Source organism: Burkholderia sp. AU38729 (assembly GCF_020419725.1).
Classification (GTDB): domain Bacteria; phylum Pseudomonadota; class Gammaproteobacteria; order Burkholderiales; family Burkholderiaceae; genus Burkholderia.
Genome location: NZ_JAIZQO010000025.1, coordinates 1 through 21,881, shown reverse-complemented (window position 1 = coordinate 21,881; position 21,881 = coordinate 1). Strand labels below are relative to the sequence as shown.

21 protein-coding genes and 1 pseudogene are annotated in these 21,881 nt (G+C 67.2%); 13 read left to right on the top strand and 9 right to left on the bottom strand.

Annotation, left to right across the window (positions count from 1 at the left end; translation table 11 throughout):
* Positions 1–69 precede the first annotated feature (69 nt).
* Positions 70–420, bottom strand: a complete 351-nt coding sequence (locus tag LGM56_RS36345) for a hypothetical protein (protein ID WP_226208175.1) — start codon at positions 418–420, stop codon at positions 70–72.
* A gap of 259 nt (positions 421–679) precedes the next feature.
* The gene (locus tag LGM56_RS36340) at positions 680–1,600 is read right to left on the bottom strand and encodes a LysR family transcriptional regulator (RefSeq protein WP_089443484.1); all 921 of its coding nucleotides are present in this window, start codon (positions 1,598–1,600) and stop codon (positions 680–682) included.
* Positions 1,601–1,925: 325 nt separating this feature from the next.
* On the opposite strand from LGM56_RS36340, the gene fae reads away from it, so the two are divergent.
* From fae to LGM56_RS36320, 4 genes are all read left to right on the top strand, one after another.
* Positions 1,926–2,450, top strand: a complete 525-nt coding sequence (fae, locus tag LGM56_RS36335) for a formaldehyde-activating enzyme (protein ID WP_011356415.1) — start codon at positions 1,926–1,928, stop codon at positions 2,448–2,450.
* Positions 2,451–2,498: 48 nt separating this feature from the next.
* Positions 2,499–3,521, top strand: a complete 1,023-nt coding sequence (locus LGM56_RS36330; RefSeq protein ID WP_039369873.1) for an aldo/keto reductase — start codon at positions 2,499–2,501, stop codon at positions 3,519–3,521.
* Between the two features lie 69 nt (positions 3,522–3,590).
* Entirely contained in the window at positions 3,591–5,042 is a 1,452-nt protein-coding gene (locus tag LGM56_RS36325) for an NAD-dependent succinate-semialdehyde dehydrogenase (protein ID WP_226208174.1), read from the top strand.
* Between the two features lie 174 nt (positions 5,043–5,216).
* On the top strand, positions 5,217–6,551 hold the full coding sequence (locus LGM56_RS36320) for an MFS transporter (RefSeq protein ID WP_226208181.1): 1,335 nt from the start codon (positions 5,217–5,219) through the stop codon (positions 6,549–6,551).
* 166 nt (positions 6,552–6,717) lie between these two features.
* Here the strand turns inward: LGM56_RS36320 and LGM56_RS36315 are convergent, their stop codons facing one another.
* Positions 6,718–7,011, bottom strand: coding sequence for a type II toxin-antitoxin system RelE/ParE family toxin (locus LGM56_RS36315; protein ID WP_089497857.1), 294 nt, complete (start codon positions 7,009–7,011; stop codon positions 6,718–6,720).
* A 2-nt stretch (positions 7,012–7,013) separates the two neighbouring features.
* The gene (locus tag LGM56_RS36310; RefSeq protein WP_089457468.1) at positions 7,014–7,271 is read right to left on the bottom strand and encodes a type II toxin-antitoxin system ParD family antitoxin; all 258 of its coding nucleotides are present in this window, start codon (positions 7,269–7,271) and stop codon (positions 7,014–7,016) included.
* A 228-nt stretch (positions 7,272–7,499) separates the two neighbouring features.
* On the opposite strand from LGM56_RS36310, the gene LGM56_RS36305 reads away from it, so the two are divergent.
* The 3 genes from LGM56_RS36305 (at position 7,500) to LGM56_RS36295 (ending at position 9,391) form a co-directional block, all read left to right on the top strand.
* Positions 7,500–8,219 carry a hypothetical protein gene (locus LGM56_RS36305; protein ID WP_226208173.1) on the top strand — a complete coding sequence of 240 codons (720 nt, stop codon included), beginning with the start codon at positions 7,500–7,502 and terminating at the stop codon, positions 8,217–8,219.
* Positions 8,220–8,282: 63 nt separating this feature from the next.
* A complete protein-coding gene (locus LGM56_RS36300; RefSeq protein WP_226208172.1) occupies positions 8,283–9,053 on the top strand; it encodes a hypothetical protein in 771 nt (256 codons plus the stop codon).
* On the top strand, positions 9,050–9,391 hold the full coding sequence (locus LGM56_RS36295; protein ID WP_226208171.1) for a hypothetical protein: 342 nt from the start codon (positions 9,050–9,052) through the stop codon (positions 9,389–9,391). Before LGM56_RS36300 ends, LGM56_RS36295 begins: the two co-directional genes overlap by 4 nt.
* Positions 9,392–9,555: 164 nt before the next feature.
* On the opposite strand, the gene LGM56_RS36290 is transcribed toward LGM56_RS36295, so the two are convergent.
* Positions 9,556–10,431, bottom strand: coding sequence for a LysR substrate-binding domain-containing protein (locus LGM56_RS36290; RefSeq protein ID WP_226208170.1), 876 nt, complete (start codon positions 10,429–10,431; stop codon positions 9,556–9,558).
* A 213-nt stretch (positions 10,432–10,644) separates the two neighbouring features.
* Here LGM56_RS36290 and LGM56_RS36285 point away from each other — a divergent pair, with 213 nt between their 5' ends.
* The 6 genes from LGM56_RS36285 (at position 10,645) to LGM56_RS36260 (ending at position 19,335) form a co-directional block, all read left to right on the top strand.
* A complete protein-coding gene (locus LGM56_RS36285; protein ID WP_011356424.1) occupies positions 10,645–11,583 on the top strand; it encodes a LysR substrate-binding domain-containing protein in 939 nt (312 codons plus the stop codon).
* A 323-nt stretch (positions 11,584–11,906) separates the two neighbouring features.
* Positions 11,907–13,331, top strand: a complete 1,425-nt coding sequence (gene aldA / locus LGM56_RS36280) for an aldehyde dehydrogenase (protein WP_089497861.1) — start codon at positions 11,907–11,909, stop codon at positions 13,329–13,331.
* 133 nt (positions 13,332–13,464) lie between these two features.
* Positions 13,465–14,796: an MFS transporter gene (locus LGM56_RS36275; protein ID WP_226208169.1), complete on the top strand. Its 1,332-nt coding sequence runs from the start codon at positions 13,465–13,467 to the stop codon at positions 14,794–14,796.
* Positions 14,793–16,010 carry a mandelate racemase/muconate lactonizing enzyme family protein gene (locus tag LGM56_RS36270; protein WP_226208168.1) on the top strand — a complete coding sequence of 406 codons (1,218 nt, stop codon included), beginning with the start codon at positions 14,793–14,795 and terminating at the stop codon, positions 16,008–16,010. Before LGM56_RS36275 ends, LGM56_RS36270 begins: the two co-directional genes overlap by 4 nt.
* 15 nt (positions 16,011–16,025) lie before the next feature.
* Complete coding sequence (locus tag LGM56_RS36265) at positions 16,026–17,693, top strand: GMC family oxidoreductase (protein WP_226208167.1); 1,668 nt, start codon at positions 16,026–16,028, stop codon at positions 17,691–17,693.
* Positions 17,694–17,970: 277 nt separating this feature from the next.
* The gene (locus tag LGM56_RS36260) at positions 17,971–19,335 is read left to right on the top strand and encodes an acetate kinase (protein ID WP_226208166.1); all 1,365 of its coding nucleotides are present in this window, start codon (positions 17,971–17,973) and stop codon (positions 19,333–19,335) included.
* Positions 19,336–19,423: 88 nt separating this feature from the next.
* Here LGM56_RS36260 and LGM56_RS36255 read toward each other — a convergent pair whose 3' ends face one another.
* The 4 genes and pseudogenes from LGM56_RS36255 to LGM56_RS36240 all read right to left on the bottom strand — a co-directional run.
* Positions 19,424–20,140, bottom strand: coding sequence for a hypothetical protein (locus tag LGM56_RS36255; RefSeq protein ID WP_226208165.1), 717 nt, complete (start codon positions 20,138–20,140; stop codon positions 19,424–19,426).
* Positions 20,141–20,148: 8 nt separating this feature from the next.
* A complete protein-coding gene (locus tag LGM56_RS36250; RefSeq protein WP_226208164.1) occupies positions 20,149–20,841 on the bottom strand; it encodes a C39 family peptidase in 693 nt (230 codons plus the stop codon).
* A gap of 3 nt (positions 20,842–20,844) precedes the next feature.
* The gene (locus LGM56_RS36245; protein WP_226208163.1) at positions 20,845–21,453 is read right to left on the bottom strand and encodes a hypothetical protein; all 609 of its coding nucleotides are present in this window, start codon (positions 21,451–21,453) and stop codon (positions 20,845–20,847) included.
* 111 nt (positions 21,454–21,564) lie between these two features.
* Positions 21,565–21,881: pseudogene (locus LGM56_RS36240) on the bottom strand (hypothetical protein); the annotation flags it as partial.

Below are 21,881 nucleotides of genomic sequence, written 5' to 3'. Positions count from 1 at the left end.
CACAGCGACCGGCAATCAGGCGGCGGATCGGACAAACCATTCAGGAACGAGCAACAACCGTTCCTCGACTTACCGCGCGTTCGGCCCGAGGCGCAAGCGGCGGGCGACCGGCCCGATCACCGCATCGGCCTGCTGCGCGATCAGCATGTGCAGCGTGAAATCCAGGTCTTCCGGCGCGATGTCGAAGTGCACGTGAACCACGTCGCGCACGGCGCGCGCGCTGACGACGTACACGCCGAGCGGGGAATGCAGCAGCGCCGCGAGGCGGGCGTGCGCGGCTTCGCCGGAGGCGGCCGTCAGCGTGACGGGCAACTGCAGGCGCGGGCGCGGCGGCGGGAACGGAATGACGTTGTCGGGTGCGCCGGCGCGTAACGGGCGGCCGGCGACGTGGAAGGCTGGAACGGGACGAATGAAGGTCATGGAGCGGACGGAAGCCGTCTCGGCTGTTCGACACGTCCCCAGCTTAGAAGAGACGACATAAACGTCGTGCAAAAAAACGTGCCGCCGATGCAAAAAACGGCATGGGGGGACACATCACATCACCGGGCGATGACCGGTGACCGGTGACCGGTGACCGGTCACCGGCGGCCGGCGGTGCGCCGTCGTCCGCGCCCCGTGGTCACGCGCCGCGGCGCGCGTCGACTTCACCTGCGCCGCGGTCGCCTTGGCGTTGCTCCCGTTACGCGGCAAACGCCTCGAGCGACGCGCGCCGCCGCTCGTCGACCATCGATTCGATCAGCGACACCAGATCGTCGGTCAGCGGATCGCAGATGCCCGGCGAGCGATGCAGTTCGAGGTCGGCCGCCGGCAGCGACGGAAAGCCGTCCGCCTCGTCGAGCACGCGCCAGTTCTCGGGCAGCGTGCAGCGGTCGATCATCGTCACGGCCGCGCCGTGGTTCACCGCGATCTTGATGCCGGTCGGGCTCTGGCTCGTGTAGACGACATGAAACGACCGGTCGGCCGTCGCGAGCGCCTGCAGCCCGCGCTGCCGGTAGCAGCACGTTTCCGGGAACAGCGCGAGCGGCACCGACGCATGGCGGTCGAGCGCGAAATCGCGGTGCGCGGCCCACACGACGTCGTGCCGGCCGAGCACGCGCCCGCCCGCGCCGGGCCCGTGCCGCACGACGAGCGCCACGTCGAGCTCGCCGGCCTGCAGCCGGTCGAGCAGTTCGAGCGACATCCGGCAATGCACGTGCAGGCGCGCGCCCGGCCGCATCGCATAGAACGACTTCAGCAGGTCGGGCAGCCACAGCTCCGCGTAGTCCTCGGGCAGCCCGAAGCGCACGACGCCGCGGTCGCTGCTCGCCTGCTTCAGCGCGAGGATCGCGTCGTTCTGCACCTGGATGATCCGGCGCGCATGGATCAGGAAATTCTCGCCGTCGCGCGACAGCTCGAGCCGCCGGCTGTTGCGCATGAACAGGTGCGTGTCGAGCCGTTCCTCGAGCGTGCGGATGCGCAGGCTGATCGTCGACTGCGTGCGATGCAGTTGCCGGGCCGCCGCGGTGAAACCACCGCTTTCGACGACCGCGACGAATGCCCGGATCAGTTCCGGATCGAGCGAACTGAGCTTCGACCAATCGGGCTTTTGAATGGCAGCCATCGAAATTACTCGCTTTCGAAAAAAGTAGGGAAGACGAAAGATACGGCTCGGAGTACGCCGATTGTTGTCCGGATGCGCTCGGCCCTCCAACCCCTGCCCGGGTATGACAAACCCGGAGCCGGTACGCGCATGCCCACCCGCCGATCCCGCCCCGCCCGCCGTCACGACCACGGCCGAGGCCCGCCCGGCGGGCATGCGCGGGCCGGCTTCAGGGCTTTCCCGGAGACGACGAAAACTCATGGCCCGATCAGAAAACATCGATTCACCGGCCGCCTCACGGCCCACCACAATCGCCTCACCCCCACCTCATCGACGAGACACCGCAATGACCGCATCCCAACCCAGGCAGCTTTACATCGGCGAAGGCTTCGAAGGCCCCGGCGTCAACCTCGCACACATCAACGTGCTGGTCGGCCCGCGCAACGGCCCGGCGGGCCAGGCGTTCGCCACCGCGCTCGCGACGCCGTCGGCCGGCCATGCGCCGTTCGTCGTGATCGCGCAGCCGGGCGTGCCGACCAAGCCGCTCACGCTGTACGTGAACAAGGCGCAGATCGCCAGCGATTTCCACGGCAACGCCACGTGGGGCGCGTCGCAGGCCGGCATCGCGAAGGCCGTGGCCGAAGCGCTCGAGAACGGCACGCTGCCGCCCGAAGCGGAGAACGACTGGGTCGTCGTGTCGGCGAACTGGGTGAACCCGCAGACCGACGATCTCGACGCCGTATTCGAGAACAACTACCGCGCGTGCCGCAACGCGATCGTCGCCGCGATGGAAGGGCTGCCGCATCGCGACGCGGTGTTCGCCGCCGCCCGCGACGTGTCGAACCCGTTCTACACCCCGAAGAAAAACTGACGACGACAAGCGGCCGACGCGCGACGGACGGCCGCATCTGGAGGAAACATGGAATACGTCCGCCTCGGCCAGTCCGGCCTGAAGGTGTCCCGCCTGTGTCTCGGCACGATGAACATGGGCACCCCCGAATGGAAGCCCTGGATCTTCGACGAAGCGCAGAGCGAGCCGATCGTGCGCCGCGCGCTCGACGCCGGCGTGAACTTCATCGATCTCGCGGATTTCTATTCGACGGGCGTCGGCGAGGAAGTGGTCGGCCGCATCCTGAAGCGCAACGCGCGCCGCGAAGAGCTCGTCGTGACGACCAAGGTCGGCTACGACATGGGCAGCTATCCGAACGCGGGCGGCCATTCGCGCAAGCACGTGCTCGACGGCATCGACGGGTCGCTGAAGCGCCTCGGGATGGATTACGTCGACATCTTCATGCTGCACTTCTTCGACGTGAACACGCCCGTCGAGGAAACGATGAGCACGCTGCACGACATCGTGCGTGCAGGCAAGGCGCGCTATATCGGCGTGTCGACGATGTACACGTGGCAGTTCGCGAAGATCATGCAGGCCTGCGAACGAAACGGCTGGGACAAGCCGATCAACATGCAGCTGCAGCTGAACCTCGCGTATCGCGAGGAAGAGCGCGAGATGGTGCCGTACTGCATCGATCAGGGCGTCGGCGTATCGGTGTTCAGCCCGCTCGCGCGCGGGCTGCTCACCTGCGAGCCGCAATCGACGCGCAACCAGACCGACTTCTTCACCGCGCAGATGTACGGCGACGCGTCGTCGCTCGCGATCGCGGCATCGGTCGCGAAGGTCGCGAAGCGCCGCGGCGTGCCGCCCGCGCAGATCGCGCAGGCATGGGTGCTGAGCCGCCCCGGCATCGCGAGCATGCTGGTCGGCGCGGATTCCGTCGCGCAGTTCGACAGCGCGCTCGGCGCGCTCGAAACGCAGCTCACCGACGAAGAGCTGCACGAGCTGGAACGCAACTACACGCCGTGCGACCTGATCAACGACTACACGGCCGGCAAGCGCATCGCGCGCGAATCGCGTCCGGCGCAGGGCAGCTTCGCGACGGACTGAAGCACTGAAGCACTGATGCACTGATGCACTGATGCACGAAGCTCCGAGGCACTGAAGGAACGACACACAATGAACGAATTTCTGAGGACCGGCCATTACATCGGCGGTGAATGGCACGAATCGCACGGCGCGAGCGATGCAACCTATCCGGTGCTGAACCCGGCGACCGGCGAGACGATCGCGAAGGTCGCGAAGGGCGGCGCCGACGACACGCAACGCGCAATCGATGCGGCAGCACACGCATTTCCCGCCTGGCGCGCGCTGACCGCAAAGGAACGCGGCGCCCGCGTGAAGCGCTGGGGCGAGCTGATGCTCGAAAACCGCGACGCGCTCGCCGAGCTGCTGACGCGCGAGCAAGGCAAACCGCTCGCGGAAGCGCGCGGCGAAGTCGCGTATGCGGCGAGCTTTCTCGAATGGTTCGCGGAAGAAGCGAAGCGCATGTACGGCGACGTGATCCCGAGCCCGAAGCCGAATGCGCAGATCGTCGTCACGCGCGAACCGGTCGGCGTGGTCGCGGCGATCACGCCGTGGAATTTCCCGCTGGCGATGATCACGCGCAAGGCCGGCCCCGCGCTCGCGGCCGGCTGCACGATGGTGCTGAAGCCGTCCGAGGAAACACCGCTGTCGGCGTTCGCGCTCGCGGTGCTCGCCGAGCGCGCGGGCGTGCCGGCCGGCGTGTTCAACGTGGTGTCGGGCGATGCGGTCGCGATCGGCGAGACGCTGACGAGTTCGTCCGTCGTGCGCAAGCTGTCGTTCACGGGTTCGACACGGGTCGGCAAGCTGCTCGCGAAGCAGTCGGCCGACACGCTGAAGAAGCTGTCGCTCGAACTCGGCGGCAACGCGCCGTTCATCGTGTTCGACGATGCCGATCTCGATGCGGCGGTCGAAGGTGCGATCGCGTCGAAGTTCCGCAACACGGGCCAGACCTGCGTGTGCGTGAACCGCTTTCTCGTGCAGGACGGCGTGTATGACGCGTTCACGCACAAGCTCGCGGATGCCGTGCGCAAGCTGCGTGTCGGCAACGCGCTCGCGAGTGAAGTCGACCAGGGGCCGCTGATCAACGAGGCGGCGCTCGGCAAGGTCGAGCGGCACGTGGCCGACGCCACCGCGAAGGGCGCGCATGCGCTCACCGGCGGCAAGCGTCACGCGCTCGGCGGCACGTTCTATGAGCCGACCGTGCTGACCGGCATGACGGCCGACATGCTGATCGCCGAAGAGGAAACCTTCGGCCCCGTCGCCGGCTGCTTCCGCTTCACGACCGAGGAAGAGGCCGTGGCCGCGGCCAACGACACGCCGTTCGGGCTGTCCGCGTACTTCTACACGCGCGACCTCGGCCGAGCATGGCGCGTGTCGGGTGCGCTGGAGAGCGGGATGGTCGGCGTCAACGACGGGATCATCTCGACCGAAGTCGCGCCGTTCGGCGGCGTCAAGCAATCGGGTCTCGGCCGCGAAGGCTCGAAGTACGGCCTCGACGAATACGTGGAACTCAAGTACACGCTGATGGCCGGCCTTGGGCGCTGACCGCTGACCGCCGGCCGCTCCCCGCGGCCGACCCGCGCCGCGCGCCGTCCGGCCGCGCGGCGCCCTGCACGGCACGCGCGGCGGCGCTTCGCCTGCGCGCGCCGCTGCGCGCCCGATAACAATCCAGGAGGCAGCTTGACTCAAGCCAACGTTCAATCCGGCACCGCACGCGCGTTGCCGCTGTCGCGTGGCGCCGATGCGCCGCACCGCCCCGTCGCGCTCGACGACGTGCCGCTCAACCGCTTCCACGTGAAGATCGCCGGCCTGACGTTCGGCGCGCATTTCACCGAGGGCTACACGCTCGGCACGATCGGCTACGCGCTCGCGGCGCTCGGCAGGCAGATGCCGATCGACGCGTTCTGGATGGGGATGATCGGCAGCTCCGCGCTGATCGGCATCTTCTTCGGCAGCCTCGTGTTCGGCTGGCTGTCCGACCGGATGGGCCGGCAGAAGATCTTCCTGACGAGCTTCGTGATCATCACGGCGGCCGCGTTCGCGCAGTTCTTCGTCACGTCGCCGCTCGAACTGTGTGTGCTGCGCGTGCTGATCGGCTTCGGAATGGGCGGCGATTTCACGGTCGGCCATGCGATCCTCGCCGAATTCTCGCCGCGCAAGCATCGCGGCGCGCTGCTCGGGTCGTTCAGCGTGATCTGGACGATCGGCTATGTCGCCGCGAACGTGCTCGGCCTCGCGTACAGCGACGTCACGCTCGATGCGTGGCGCTGGCTGCTCGCGTCGGCCGCGTTGCCCGCGCTGATCGTGCTGGTGCTGCGGATCGGCACGCCCGAATCGCCGCGCTGGCTGCTCGGCAAGGGCCGGGAGAAGGAAGCGCGTGCGATCGTCGCGAAGCATTTCGGGCCGCACGTGATGCTCGACGGTTCGACCGAGCCGCATGCGCATGGCGGCTTCGCGCGGCTGTTCCAGCGTGACCTGATCCGCCGCACGATGTTCAACTGCGCGTTTTTCGTGTGCCTCGTGATTCCGTATTTCGCGATCTACACGTTCCTGCCGACGATCCTGAAGACGATCGGCCTCGCCGAAGGTTTCGGCGCGGACCTGCTGCTGAACGGCTTCCTGGTGCTCGGCGCGCTGATCGGCATCTGGCTGACGATCCGACTGTCGCGGCGCGGCTTCCTGATCGGCTCGTTCGCGGTGACGTGCGCGTCGCTCGTCGCGCTGGCGGTGCTGCCGTCGTCGGCGGCCGTCGCGATGATCGTCGCGTTCGCGATCTTCACGCTGACGATGTCGGCGTTCAGCAACCTCGTCGGCGTGTTCCCGCCCGAGTGCTTCCCGACCGAAGTGCGCACGAGCGGCGTGGGGCTCGCGATCGCGTGCAGCCGGCTCGGTTCGGCGATCGGCACGTTCCTGCTGCCGGTCGGCATCGCGACGCTCGGCTTTCACGCGACGATGTTCGCGTTGGCGGGCGTGCTACTGGTGGGGATGATCGTGTCGATCGCGTGGGCGCCGGAGACGAAGCATCTGACGCTGGAGGAGGCGTCGGGGCATTGATGAGGGCGGCGGGTTGTGTGGCCGCCTGCTTCATCGTGCTCGATCGAGGCTTTCGTGTCGACGAGCCGCTGATACGCCGCGGCGATGCTGCGCTCGATTCGAACGAACCCGGCCGCGGCCGGGTTCGCTCATTTCGGATGCGATGCGATGCGATGCGCACGTTCGCTCAGAACAGGATCGATGCGTAGTCCCGCGCACCGTGCAGGACGTGAAGAATGTCGATCCGCGCAGGCGGATCGCCGACGACCCGATAGAAGATCTGGTAGTTGCCGTACACGCGGTGCCGCACGCCGTGACGCTCGTAGCGCGGCACCAGCGGAAACGCCAGCGGCATCGCGGCCAGGCTCAGGCATTGATCGCGAATCTCCCGCACGAACGTTACGGCGCGTTGCGGGTTGTCGCGTGCAATGTAATCGGCGACCGCTTCGAGTTCGGCAATCGCAAAATCGGACAGGCGCACGGTCAGGCCTGCCGATCCGCCTGGGCCCGATACTTCGCCTCGAGACGATCGAAGACTTCCGCTGCGTCGGCGCTGTGTCCGGCTTCCGCATCGGACAGGCTGCGCGCGATCACCGCGTCCAGCGCGTTCAGCTGTGCCTCGCGATCCTGGATGAGGCGTACACCTTCCCGAAGCACTTCGCTCTTGGATCCGTAGCGCCCCGATTCGACCAGCTTCGCGACGTAAGCCTCCAGTTGCTGCCCGAGTTCTGCACTGATCATGTCGACCTCCCGACCGGATTGAATTCGATCCGTCGAGCGTATTCACTTTATCAACTATTATCAATGAGACGAGTTCCAAAGGATCGGCGCGAATGCTTTCGACGTGCCGATCGGACGGAAGAAAGGAACGGGACGCGCTTCAGGCAGGCTGCTTTGGCGCCGGACCTTCATCCGGTTTTCGTGCGCATTCGTGTAGCCTTACCGGACCTCACCGTGCGAGCAGCGATCATGATTGAAGACATCGTCACGCCACAACCTGGCCTGAAGGTCTACCCGCCAGACGCCGACGTCTTTGCCGAGTCCAACGCCGCACTCGCGCGCCACCTGCATCCGCTGATATCGATCGACCTGTCGACGGTCAATCCGTCGTGGGAGGGCTGGATCCACCTGCTCAGCCCCGTCGAGCCGTACGACGGGCTCGTCGGGCAGGACACGGCCGCGTATCACAACGACTATCTGCGCGCGAACTGGATCGGTTTCCGGCTCGACGAGAACAACCGCTACACGCTGCTCGGCGACCCGCGCTACTTCTATCTGGAAAACCCGCCCGGCGCGCATGACGCGGGCTATCGCGCGGAACTGGAGGCGCACTACGCCGAGCAACAGGCCAGCATCGAAACCGCGCGCAAGCGGTTCGCCGAATACGGCGTGCTTTACTCGTCCAACCAGTACGCGCCGGACGAGCGCGATTTCAGCCAGGAAAAGCCGTGCAACCTGATCGACCAGCTCGGCGGATCGGTCGGCTGGGGCAACTGGTCGGGCGCGTCGGATTTTCCGGTCGACGACCGCAATCCCGACGACATCCGGCCGCTCGGCCCCGACGGTGCGCGCTTTCGCTTCGTCGCCCGCGTCACCGGCTGGGAATACCGCGCGATGGGCGCGGACTCGATTCTCCTGTTTTACGAGCCGGCCAGCCGCGTGGCACTGCTGACGTTCGACTGGTCGTAGGGCGGGCGGGACGGGCGGTCGCGCCGCTTCGTGATTGGCCGTTTGGCGGACTCTGCCCGCCGGATGAGCGCCGATATGCTGGGGGCTTTCCATTCATTGCCGGAAGCCATGCCCGCTCAAACTGTCGATCTCGGTCACGTCCTGCCGTACGAGACGACGTACTTCGATGATCGGCTCACGGTCGATCGAAACGATCTCGATATTTCCGCGTTGCTCGGGGTGAGCGGCAGCGTCCCCGACGAACTGCTCGTTGCGTTGTGCGGCGCGCCGGCCGGATCGGAAATCCAGGCCTATCTCGACAGCGCGGACAGGCTGACGTTCGCCGTCACGCACCCGACATTGATCCGATCGGAGAATCGCATCGCCGTCTTTCGAGAATCGGACACGTTCGCAATCGAACTCAAGACAATCGATCTGGCTGATAGCGCTATCGCCGGCCTCGGAGCAGCCATGCTGTGGCGGATCGTCAGAGCGTGCGATACGCTGGGAATCACCCGCATCAACGCATTGGCAGCGGGTGGCCGCAAGGCAGCGCCAAAACCCGGCGGACGTCGACTGTTTGGGTACTACGCCTGGCCTCGGCTCGGTTTCGATGCGCCCATTCCCGACCAGCAAAGCGACGAAGCAGCCCTGTTCCAGTATTTCCAGAGCGACCCGGTCGGTCTGGCCGACGGGTCGCTTCGATCGCTGCACGCACTCTACGCAACGCGATTCGGGCGAGATTTCTGGCGCATCGCAGGATCACATCGCTGGATGACTTTCGACGTTACGCCGCACGGAAGATCCGTGCAGACGTTGCAGAATTACTTGATCGAAAAGGGGATTTACGAATGAACGCAAAGCACACGCCGATCGCAGGGTTCCGGATCACGCGCCGTGGTCGCCCGACGAGTGAACATCGTCCCGTTCGCCTCTCGGAAGCCCGCCGCCTCCTTGATGCAGTCGTCACGCGCGAACTCAATCACAGCCTGGCTCGGGTCATGCGCAAATCTGCCATTGAACACGACGCACGGGCCGCCGTCACATCCGCGTCCCCGCCGAAACGAGCCATCTTCAACGTGGGGCGCATCGATCCCTCGAAGTGCCAGTTGCCGATCATCTCGGATGCCGAAGCAGAAGCCATGGCACGCAGGGAAACACTCATGCATTTCGGACACGCACCCGACCTGTGATCGGCTGAACACAACCACACATCCCGCGCCCACAACGATCGTACCGATCTCCCCCTTGGTAACGATCTTTGACACAGACGGAAGGCAGAAACACGACACGACCGGCGCGGACTGATCCGATTGTTTCCACAGAAAGATCAGCCGCGTCTCAGCAACGAGGCCCCCTACCCCCTTCTCCCCGCCTGCTCCCGCAACCACGCGGCAAACGCGATCACCGGCTCGACCGCCACGCTCTCCGGCTCGACATCGAGCCAATACCCGAACGGCCCGATCGGCTGCACCGGCGACAGCCGCACGAGGCTGCCCTCGCCGATCTCCTCCTCGATCATGTTGAGATCGACCACCGCGAGCCCCGCGCCCTTGCGCGCCGCGCGGATCGCCTGTTCGAGCGTCGAAAACTCGATGCCGTCGCCGATCCGCGCCGGCGGCACGCCCGCCTGCTCGCACCAGTCGGCCCACAGCGTCAGGCGCTTGCCTTCGTGCAGCACATGCAGCGACGGCAGCCGGCCGAGCAGCACGTCGAGCGCATCGCCGCGATAGCGCGGCGCGCCGACGAGCGCATGCCGCTCCATCATCAACAGCTCCGACTGCATCCCGGCCCGCGCCGCGCGCCCGAAGCGGATGTGGCAATGGCAATCGTCATCCGGCTCCGTGCGGATCGACAGCTCGACGTCGGGCAGCGCCTCCGCGAGCGTGCCGAGCCGCGGCGAAAACCACTGCGTCGCGAACGTCGGCGGCAGCGACACCGTCAGCCGCCGCTTCGCGCCCGGCCGCGTGGCGGCGATTTCGCCGACGCCCCGTTCGATCGTGTCGAACGCCTGCCCGATGAACGGCAGCAACCGCTGGCCGGCATCGGTCAGGCGCACACCCTTGTGATCGCGCTCGAACAGCCGCGCGCCGAGCGCTTCCTCGAGCAGCCGGATCTGCCGGCTCACCGCCCCCTGCGTCACGCACAGCGAAACCGCCGCGCGGTTGAAGCTCAGGTGACGCGCGGTCTCCTCGAAAAATCGCAGCGCGATCAACGATGGCAGGCGTCGCATGATGTGTGTCCCCTTCGTTCGTATCGTTCGTGTCGTTGCCGGCCGGCACCGCCGGCCCGCCTGCGGGCAGCCTTGTCGCGACAAGGCACGCGAGCCGCCATCCCGTCAAACCCCCGCGTCCACCGTCGCCGCCATTCAGCGTCCCGGCGCCCGCGCCACCCGCCTACAATAAGCATCCCGCACCCCACACGACACCGCCCCGTGAGACGCAAGATGCCGGCGCTGAATGCGCTGAAAGCCTTCGAGATGGCCGGCCGCACCGGCAGCTTCACGCGCGCGGCCGAGCTGCTCAACGTGACGCAGAGCGCGGTGAGCCGCCAGGTTCGCCAGCTCGAGGGCCAGCTCGGCGAAACCCTGCTCGAGCGCCGCCATCACCAGCTCGAACTGACCGCGGCCGGCCGCGTGCTGCTGCGCGCGCTGCAGCAGTCGTTCGACAAGATCGAGCTCACCGTGCGCAGCCTGCAGGAAAAAACCCACCTGAACCGCCTGCGCGCGAACGTGCCGCCCACCTTCGCCGCGCGCTGGCTGATGCCGCGCCTCGGCCGGCTGCGCGACGCGCATCCCGAATTCGAGCTGAGCCTCACGACCCGCATCCACGACAGCCTCGGCGAATCGCGCGTGCTCGACTGCGCGATCCGCTTCGGCGACGGCGAATGGGACGGCTTCGACAACGCACTGCTGATGCAGGAGCAGCATATCGCCGTCTGCGCGCCCGCGCTGTATGCGCGGCTGCGACAGGACGGCGCGCCGATCGACCTGAACCGCTTCACGCTGCTGCACGTGCTCGCCACCGACGACCAGCGCTACCTGACCTGGCAGCACTGGCTGAAAGCGGCCGGCATCGCCGACGTCGACACGCGCGGCGGCTACGAATTCGACCTGCTCGACCATGCGATCCGCGCGGCGATCGACGGCCTCGGCATCACGATCGCGGACCGCCACATGGTCGCGCGCGAACTCGCGACCGGGCAGCTGATGCAGGTGCTCAACGTGCACGTCGACGGCCACCAGTCGTACTGGTTCGTCACGCGGCCCGAGCAGACGAACCTGCCGCACATCGTCCAGTTCCGCGACTGGCTGCAGCAGGAAGTGTGGCTCGCGAAGCGCCATCTCGAACCGTCGTCGCCGCTGCCGCAAGTGCCGCTGGCCTAGCGCGCGACCCGCCCCAACCACGCTCGACAGCTCTCGACCCTCCACCGCGGGCGACACCTTACCGCCTCCCGCGTCAGTCCGCACTCGGACCAGTCGGAAAATACGACAGCCCTCCGCCCGCTCCATTCCAGGCCCACGCCACGGCAGCCTTGCCGGATGGGCGACTCCGGCCGATTCGCCGAGTAACGTGCGTTTTTCTCATGCTCGACGCGAAAATAAGTCGTTTGTCGTGCGCTAAACGCATGAACAGAATGGCCGCTATCCCGTGCCACGCGTGTCGCCACTCGAAGCGATCCGCCTGCATTCATCGGAGGAGTCACTTCATGCGCACCGAACGCAACTACGTGAACGGCCGTTTCGTCGCCCCGGAAAGCGACACGTTCATCGTCGTCCACAATCCCGCCACCGAAGCGCCGTTCGCGCGCGTGCCGGCCGCGACACCCGCCGACGCGCTCGCCGCCGTCGACGCCGCGGCCGCCGCGCAGAAGGCGTGGCGCACGCTGCCGAGCGCCGAACGCGCCGCGTACCTGCACCGCTTCGCCGACGCACTGACCGCACGCGCGCCCGAGATCGGCGCGGCGCTCGCGCAGGAATCCGGCAAGAGCGTCGAGGATGCGTCGAACGAAGCCGTCTACGCGGGCCAGATCACGCGCTACCACGCCGAGTGGGCGCGCCGGATCGAGGGCGAGATCATCCCGAGCGACACGCCCGACGAGAACCTGTTCCTGCAGCGCGAGCCGATCGGCGTCGTCGCGTGCCTGATCCCGTTCAACTACCCGGTCTACACGCTGCTGCGCAAGGTCGCGCCCGCGCTGATCGCCGGCAACACCGTGGTCGTGCGGCCGAGCAACCACACGCCGGTGTCCGCGTTCGAGATCGCGAAAGCCGCCGACGATGCGGGCTTCCCGCCGGGCGTCGTCAACATCCTGACGATGGACCACGCGACGGCCGAAGCGCTGTGCACGCATCCGGCCGTCGGCATGATCACGCTGACCGGCAGCGTGAACGCGGGCCGCAAGGTGCTCGACTACTGCAAGGCGAACATCGCGAAGCCGTCGCTCGAACTCGGCGGCAAGACGCCCGCGATCATCGAGCCCGACGCCGACCTCGAACGCGCGGCTGCCGCACTCGTCGCGTCGAAGACGACGCACTGCGGCCAGCTCTGCACGGCCATCGAACGCGTGTACGTGCACGACAGCGTGCACGACCGCTTCGTCGCGCTGCTGAAGGAGAAGATGGCGGCCGTGCGCATCGGCGACCGTGCGGAAGACGCGTCGCGGATGGGCCCGCTCGTCAGCGCATCGGCGCGCGCGCACATCCACGGGATGGTCGAACGCGCGATCGCAGCCGGCGCGACGCTCGAAACCGGCGGTGCGATTCCCGCCGGCCCCGGCTTCTTCTACCCGGCCACGCTGCTCACCGGCGTGCGGCAGGACATGGAGATCGTGCAGGAGGAAACCTTCGGCCCGATCATGCCCGTGCTGCGCTACACGACGATCGACGAAGCGATCGGGTTCGCGAACGACCACCAGTTCGGCCTGTCGTCGGTGCTCTACACCGAGCGCTACCGCACCGCGATGACCGTCGCGAACGCGATCGAAGCCGGCGAGCTGTACGTGAACCGCACGCCGGCCGATCCGTACCAGGGCTTCCACGCCGGCTGGAAGCGCTCGGGCCTCGGCGGCGACGACGGCAAGCACGGGATGCTCGAATTCACGCAGACGCGCCTCGTCGTCATGAAGTACTGACGTCGCCACGCCAAACGCACCGTTGCCGGCGCGCGCCCCCAGACACCATGCCGCGCGCGCCGCCCCTGACCCAACCAGAACATAAAAAATCTGCAGGCCTCCGCCTTAAGGATGCCTGATGGAGGAAGACATCATGCCGACCCAACCGTCGACACCCGCCGCGTCGCTCGCGTTGCAGGACCAAGCGCTCGACGCCCACGCGTCGCAGCATTCCCGCGCGCAACGCTACCTGCAACTGCTGCTGCTCGTGATCGCCGCGGGCGCGATCTACCCGATGCTGTATCTGCGGCAGGTGTACCAGCCGACGATGCTGCAGTTCTTCCGTATCGACGACGTCCAGCTCGGCTACCTGTATTCGTCGCTCGGCACGATCTTCCTCGTCAGCTATTTGCCGAGCGGCTGGCTGGCCGACCGCCTGTCGCCGCGCTGGCTGATCTGCTTCTCGCTGCTCGCCACCGGCACGCTCGGGCTCGTCTACGCGACCGGGCCGTCGTTCGACCTGCTGGTGCTGATCTTCGGCGGCTGGGGGCTGACCACCGGCCTCACGTTCTGGGCGGCCGTGATCAAGCGCGTGAACATGATCGCTGGCCCCGACGAACAGGGCCGCTTCTTCGGCCTGCTCGACGGCGGCCGCGGCCTCGTCGAGGCACTGCTCGCGACGATCGCGATCACGCTGTTCGCGTACGTCACGCAGGCACGCGGCGGCACCGACGCTGCCGGCTTCAAGCTCGTCGTCCACCTGTACGCGTTCTTCTGCATCGCGCTCGGCGTGTTGCTCGCGCTGGTGAAGGATCCGTCGAACACGGGCGACCGTGCCGCGGCCGCGAAGCGCATCCGGGGCAACGTGCTGGCCGACCTGAAGACGCTCGCGGCGATCCCCGAACTGTGGCTCGTCGCCGCGATCGTGTTCTGCGGCTACCAGGTGTTCTGGGCAACCTACAGCTTCTCGGCGTACCTGCACGAAGGCAACTTCGGGCTCAGCGCGACGGCGGCCGGCTTCATCACGACGCTCAAGCTGTGGATGCGCCCCATCGGCGGCATCGGCGGCGGCTTCCTCGGCGACCGCGTATCGAAGGTGTCCGTGCTGTTCTGGGCGCTGGTGCTCGCCGCGCTGTCGCTCGTCGGGCTGATCGCCGCACCGGCACACAGCCCGCAGGCGATGCTCGTCGTGCTCGTGCTGTTCATCGGCATCCTCACCTACGCGATCCGCGGCCTGTACTGGTCGCTGCTCGACGACTGCAAGGTGCCGACGCATTGCGCGGGCCTCGCGATCGGCCTGATCTCGGTGCTCGGCTATTCGCCCGACGTGTTCGTGCCGCTGATCAACGGCTACGTGACGCAGACCTACCCGGGCGCGCACGGCTACCAGCTCTATTTCGGCTATATCGCGGCCATCGCGCTCTGCGGCGCGGGCGCCGCCGCATTCCTCAAGTACCGCCTCAACCGCATCCAGGAGTCCGCATGAAGATCGTTTCGCTCGAAACCCATATCGTCGCCGTGCCGCCGCCGCATGTCGGCGGGATGTACTGGATCTTCGTGAAGCTGAAGACGGACGACGGCATCGAAGGCGTCGGCGAGATCTATTCGGCGACGTTCGGCCCGAAGGCGATGGCCCCGATCATCGACGACGTGTTCGAACGCCATCTGCTCAACCGCGATCCGCACCACGTCGAACGGCTGTTCCGCCAGGCTTACTCGAGCGGCTTCACGCAGCGGCCCGATCTCACGATGATGGGCGTCGTCAGCGGCCTCGAGATGGCGTGCTGGGACATCATCGGCAAGGCCGCCGGCAAGCCCGTGTACGAACTGCTCGGCGGGAAAATCCACGAGCGGCTGCGCTCGTACACGTACCTGTACCCGAAGAACGCGAAGGGCGAATACGACTACGACGATCCCGATCTCGCCGCCGAATGCGCGGCGGAGAACGTGAAGCTCGGCTTCACGGCCGTCAAGTTCGACCCGGCCGGCCCGTACACGGCCTACTCGGGTCACCAGCTGTCGCTGGAAGTGCTCGACCGCTGCGAACTGTTCTGCCGCCGCGTGCGCGAAGCCGTCGGCAGCAAGGCCGATCTGCTGTTCGGCACGCACGGGCAGATGGTGCCGTCGTCGGCGATCCGGCTCGCGAAGCGGCTCGAGAAATACGACCCGCTGTGGTTCGAGGAGCCGGTCCCTCCCGGCCAGGAAGAAGCGATCGCGCAAGTCGCGAAGCACACGTCGATTCCGATCGCGACCGGCGAGCGCCTGACGACCAAGTACGAATTCCACAAGCTGCTGCAGGCGGGCGGCGCGTCGATCCTGCAATTGAACGTCGCGCGCGTGGGCGGCCTGCTCGAGGCGAAGAAAATCGCGACGCTCGCCGAAGTGCACTACGCGCAGATCGCGCCGCACCTGTACAACGGCCCGGTGGGCGCGGCCGCGAGCATCCAGCTCGCGACCTGCACGCCGAACTTCCTGATCCAGGAAAGCATCATGACGTGGGGCGGTTTCCACGCGGAAGTCGTGAAGACGCCGATCCGCTGGGAAGACGGCTACATCATCCCGTCGAGCGAACCGGGCCTCGGCATCGAGCTCGACATGGACGTCGTGAAGCGCCACACGCCGTACACCGGCGAACGGCTTCACCTGCAGATGGGCGAACACCCCGTCGACGTGAAGGATCTCGCCCCCGCGAAGGGCTGAGCGCAAAGGACAGACATGAGCTACGACTACATCATCGTCGGCGCGGGCTCGGCCGGCTGCATCCTCGCGAACCGCCTGAGCGAATCGGGCCGGCACTCGGTGCTGCTGCTCGAAGCGGGCGAGCGCGACGCGTCGTTCTGGTTCAAGGTGCCGGTCGGCTTCACGAAGACCTACTACAACCGCCGCTACAACTGGATGTACTACAGCGAGCCCGAGGCGCAGCTCGCCGACCGCAAGCTGTACTGCCCGCGCGGCAAGGTGGTCGGCGGATCGGGCTCGATCAACGCGATGGTCTACGTGCGCGGCCAGCGCAGCGACTACGACGACTGGGCGAACGCCGGCAACCCGGGCTGGGCGTACGACGACGTGCTGCCGTACTTCCGCAAGCTCGAAACCCACGCGGCCGGCGCGACCGATCCGCAGCATCATGGCGCGACCGGGCCGATCCACATCACGTCGATGAAGGCCGACGTGCATCCGATCGTCCACGAATTCCTGAAGGGCTGCGGGCAACTGAACCTGCCGCGCACCGACGATTTCAACGGCGCGCAGTTCGAAGGCGCGGGCATCTACGACCTGAACACGAAAAACGGCGAGCGCTGCTCCAGCAGCTTCGCGTACCTGCGCCCCGCGCTGGGCCGCGCGAACCTCACGCTGCGCTCGGGCGTGCTCGTGCGGCGCGTGACGTTCGACGGCACGCGCGCGACCGGCGTGGTCGTCGCGGGCGAACACGGCGACGAGACGCTCGTCGCCGCGCGCGAGGTGATCCTCGCGGCCGGCGCGGTCGATACGCCGAAGCTGCTGCAATTGTCGGGCGTCGGCGATCCGTCGCTGCTCGCGCGCCGGCGCGTGCCGCTCGTGCATGCGCTGCCGGCCGTCGGCCGCAACCTGCAGGACCACCTGTGCGTGAGCTTCTACTTCAAGGCGAACCGGCCGACGCTGAACGACGAGATGGGCACGCTCATCGGCAAGATGAAGATCGGCTTGCGCTACCTGCTGACGAAGCGCGGCCCGCTCGCGATGAGCGTGAACCAGGCGGGCGGCTTTTTCCGCGGCACGGACGATACGCCGGAGCCGAACCTCCAGCTCTACTTCAACCCGTTGTCGTACCGGATCCCGAAGAGCGATCGCGCGAGCATCAAGCCCGAGCCTTATTCGGGTTTCCTGATCGCGTTCAACCCGTGCCGGCCGACGAGCCGCGGCACGATCGAGATCGCGTCGAACCGCGCGGAAGATGCCGCGAAGATCCACATCAACGCGCTCACCACGCAGAAGGATCTCGACGAGGCCGTGCAGGGCAGCAAGGTGATCCGTGCGCTGATGCGCGCACCGGCGCTGAAGTCGATGACCGTCGAGGAAATCTCGCCGGGGCCGCAGGTCGATTCCGACGAAGCGATGCTGCAGTACTTCCGCGAGCAGTCGGGTTCGATCTATCACCTGTGCGGCTCGTGCGCGATGGGGCCGGACGCGGCGACGTCGGTGGTCGATGCATCGCTGCGCGTGCACGGGCTGCAGGCGCTGCGGATCGTCGATGCGTCGGTGTTCCCGAACATCACGTCGGGCAACATCAACGCGCCGACGATGATGGTCGCGGAGAAAGGCGCGGACCTGATCCTGGCCGACGCGCAACGCACGGAAACCGCCGGCGCGCCGGCGCACACCCGCGAAACCGTCCCGCACTGACGCGCCGCCCCCCTGCCTCGTCCGCTCGGGACAACGCCCGCCGGCACACGGGAAAACACTGCCATGAACAGGCAGCGCGGCCCGTGTGCACAGGCGCGAAACGTGCATTCGGTTTTGACGAAAGTCCCCGAGAAACGGGTGGCTCGCGTGCGATGTGACGCGCGTTCGGCAAACGCGTAGCCTGACGCGACGCGAAGCGATCCAGGGCAACGCACGCGCCGGCCTGCCGGCGATGTGCCCCGGGGGGGAACCGCAGGCCCGATGGGGGAGACGCGCCGTGAAACGCATGCCATTTCGCTGCATCCGTGCCATCACGTATGCAAGCGTGCTGCTCTTTCAGGCCCAGGCGCAGGCGCAGTCGCTGGACGCCCAGTCGACCCAGGAGAACATTTCCGCATTGCGCCACGAAGTCGATCGTCATCTGCAGGAACTGAGCGCGCTCAAGCGCAAACTGAACGACGAAGAAGCCCATCTGTCGCGCCTGAGCCGGGCGCTGGACGACCGGGAACTCGCGGCCCGGCGCGGTGCGGGCCCCGGTGAGGCCGGCGGCACCGGCGACGCGGCGCCGCCGGCCGATACCGGCGCCCCGGGCGGCGCACCTGGCACGGCAGGCAACGTGCCATCCGCGGCCGGTTCCGCCGCGCCACCGAGCCAGCCGATCGGCCAGGCGCCGGTGGCGGAAACCGCGCCGCCGCCCGTCGCGCCGATCTTCGATCAGCCCGGCGTGCTGACGCCGAAGCACAAGTTCGTCGTCGAGCCGTCGTTCCAGTTCAACTATTCGTCGTCGAACCGCGTCGCACTCGTCGGCTACACGATCATCCCCGCGCTGCTGATCGGCCTGGTCGACGTGCGCGAAGTCAAGACGACCACGCTGACCGGCGCGGTCGCGGTGCGCTACGGGATCACCAACCGGATGGAGGTCGAAGTCCGCGTCCCCTACGTGTACTCGACGAACGACACGATCAGCCGCGAGATCTTCACCGGTTCTGCCCAGGACAACGCATTCAACAGCCACGGCAAAGGACTCGGCGACGTCGAAATGACGCTGCGCTACCAGTTCAATACCGGCGGCCCCGACAAGTTCTATTACATCGGCTGGCTGCGCTTCAAGACCGCCACCGGCAAGAGCCCGTTCGACGTCGTCACCGACTGCGTCACGCGCTGCGTCGGCAATGCCACCGGCACCGGCCTGCCGCTCGAGCAGCCGACGGGCTCGGGCTTCTACGCGATCCAGCCGGGCCTCACCTGGCTCTTTCCGTCCGACCCGGTGGTGTTCTTCGGCAACCTGAGCTATCTGCACAGCTTCAGCCGCGACAATCTCAGCCTCACGATTCGCGACGGGCAGAAGGATTTCATCGGAAAATTGCAACCCGGCGACATCTGGGGTTTCAACATCGGCATGGGCCTCGCGCTGAACGAGAAAGCGTCGGTGAGCCTCGGCTACGACCAGAGCATCGTGCTGCCCACGAAACAGAACGGCCAGACGATTCCAAGCTCGGTGCGCGTGATCCTCGGTTCACTGCTCCTCGGTTACTCGTACCGTCTGTCGCCGAAGACCACGCTGAATCTTTCGATCGGCGCGGGCCTCACGCGCGACACGCCGGACGTGGTCATGACGCTGCGCGTGCCGATTGCATTCTGATCGCCGACATGCACCGACGGCGGGCCGCACGCCGGCCCCCGCGTGCCATGACCCGCTCCTCCGCCGATCATCAAGCGCTCGCCGAACTTCATCGTCCCGGCAACGCGCCGAGCAGCGCATGGTTCAGCGTCGACATCACGTTCAGGTTCTTGAACGTCGCCAGTGTGTTGACGGTCGTGTTGATCGTCGTCAGCGCCTGGATTTGCTGGTTGCTCAACGTGTTCTGGATCACCGCGCCGGTCAGCGCCGGCAGCGCGGCGGGCTGCGCGGCGTTGCCCGCGCCCACCTGGATCAACGCGCCCGCGTTCGCGCCCGCCAGCGCCTGCGCCTGTTGCGCGGTGATATGACTGATGTCCGGGATGTTGAAGCTGGTCGTCGTCACCAGCGTGCCGTTCACGAACGCGACACGCGACACGCCGAACGAAATCTTCAGGCCGCTGGGCATGTCGAAGCCGCCGCGCATCGCATCGAGACGCGCGTCGCCGAGCGCGATCGCACCGGTTGCCGCCCAGTTTCGTTGCTGCGCGCCGCCCGACTCCGGTTCCGGGGCCGGCGGCCCGGCCGCGCACTCCGCCATCGCGAGCGGCCCGGCACGCTGGATCGGCGCGCCCCCGGCCGCCGACTCGGCAGGCGCCGTATCGACGCCTGCGTTCGCGGCGGCTGCCGACACGACGCTGCTCGCCTGCGCGACAGGCTCGACCGTCGCGGTCGGCGCGCCGTCCTGCATCGCCGCCGCACTCACGCACGTCGCCCCGCCGCACACCATCGCGGCGATGCCGGCGATCTTCCTGGTCTCGGATCTCATGACGATCCTCAAAAGTCGCTCGGGCCGTGCTTCGGCATCACGACGTTGTACAGGCCGTCGCGGGCAATGCCGGTGTAGAGCGGCGCGCTCGGCGCAACGCGCCAGTCCCGCGGATCGTTGAACACCGCCCGCTCGGGCCGGTTGTGGATCACGAAAATCACATGGTCTTCCCACTTCTGCTCGAAACTCGCCAGCGACATCGGCCGCGTGCCGGTGGCCGGATCGCCGACGAGCACACGCCCGTCACGCAGCCCCTTCACGACCACGAAATGGTGATAGCCGTGTTCGGTGATCAACACGATCGCCGGCGTGTGCGTCTTCGCAAGCGTCTGCAACGGCAACTCGAAGCCATCCGCGACGAAGCCGTGCGCGTCCAGAAAACGCCGGATGTCGAGCAGCGAGAAGCCCTGCTGGCGGATCTTCTCCTGATTGCCGTTCTCCCACATCTGGGCGAAGGCGGTCTGCTCGGTCATCGGATAGTCATACTGATAAGTCAGCAGCGTCGCGACAGCGGCCGACCCGCAGCTGAAATCGAACTGCTGCTTGACGGTGCGCTTGAACCGCGCTTCCTTGAGACTCGTGACGTGCATCGCATAACCGGCGCCCGCCGGATCGACGATCGTCATCTCGTCCGCCGATGCAGCCGGGCCGGACAGCGCGTACGCGAGCGCCACGATGCGCGCGGCGGCAACCTGTCTCATCGCTCAATTCCCGAAGCGCACGTTGAGCACCGTCGCGTTCTGGATCAGCACGTTCGCGCCGGTATTCTGGATGACCGTCGGCAGGCCGCTCGCATTGGCGAACGAGCCGTCGGTGATCGCATTCGAGCCGGTCGACACCCGGTTCGCGACGTTGTCGGCCACCGTGCCGGTCAGATAGTTCTGGCCGATCAGCGCATCGCCGCCCCGATGCTCGTCGAGCTGGTCGGGCGTCATCGCGACGCCGAAGCTGGCCGCTGGCGCGGCCGCGGCGCCCGTCGCGGAGGGTGTCGCCGCCGCCGGGGGTGAGACGGTCGCGGCCGGATCAGCCTGATCCGTGCGTGCGGCGGATGGGGAAGGGGCAGCGCCCGGCGCAACGCCGGCGGCGGACTCCACCGCGACGGTTCGCGCCTCATCGGCCATGGCATGGGCCGTCAGGCCCGGCAGCAGCGCTGCGGGCAATATCACCTGCGAAAGTGCCGTTCGGATTCGCATGGCTGTCTCCTTGGTCCCTGCGCGAACCGGCACGAACCGGGCGCACGGGGAGCCGAATCCGCGTGACCGTCGATCGACGGAAATCGGCCCGGCCTGCGCCGACGAGAGCGAGACGGCCATTCGGCCATCCCGCCCTTGCCGGCGCGCCAGTCCCTTGGCGATGGAACGCGAGCCGCGGGAACGCCTGCGCCCGCGTCGACGCATCCGGCTCGCCGGGACCAGCCGGCCGTTCTAACGTCCGACCGACAGGTTCGCCTGCACGGTCACGGCCTGCTGAACGAGCGACGCCATGCCGCTGTTCTGGTTGGCGACCATGATGCCCGCCGCGGTCTGGCCAACGCTCGCCATTGCGTTGGACATGTTGAATGTCCCCGCGTTGACCGTATTGGCCCCGCCTGCGCCACCCGCGCCGCCGACCGCGCCGTTACCGACGCCGCCGTTGCCCGCGCCGCCTGCGCCGCCGGCTCCGCCCATCGCGCCCACCGCGCCGCTACCCGCGGTCGCGCTGCCGTTGCTGGCCGTCGTCGTCGCGCCGCCGTTCGCCGCGC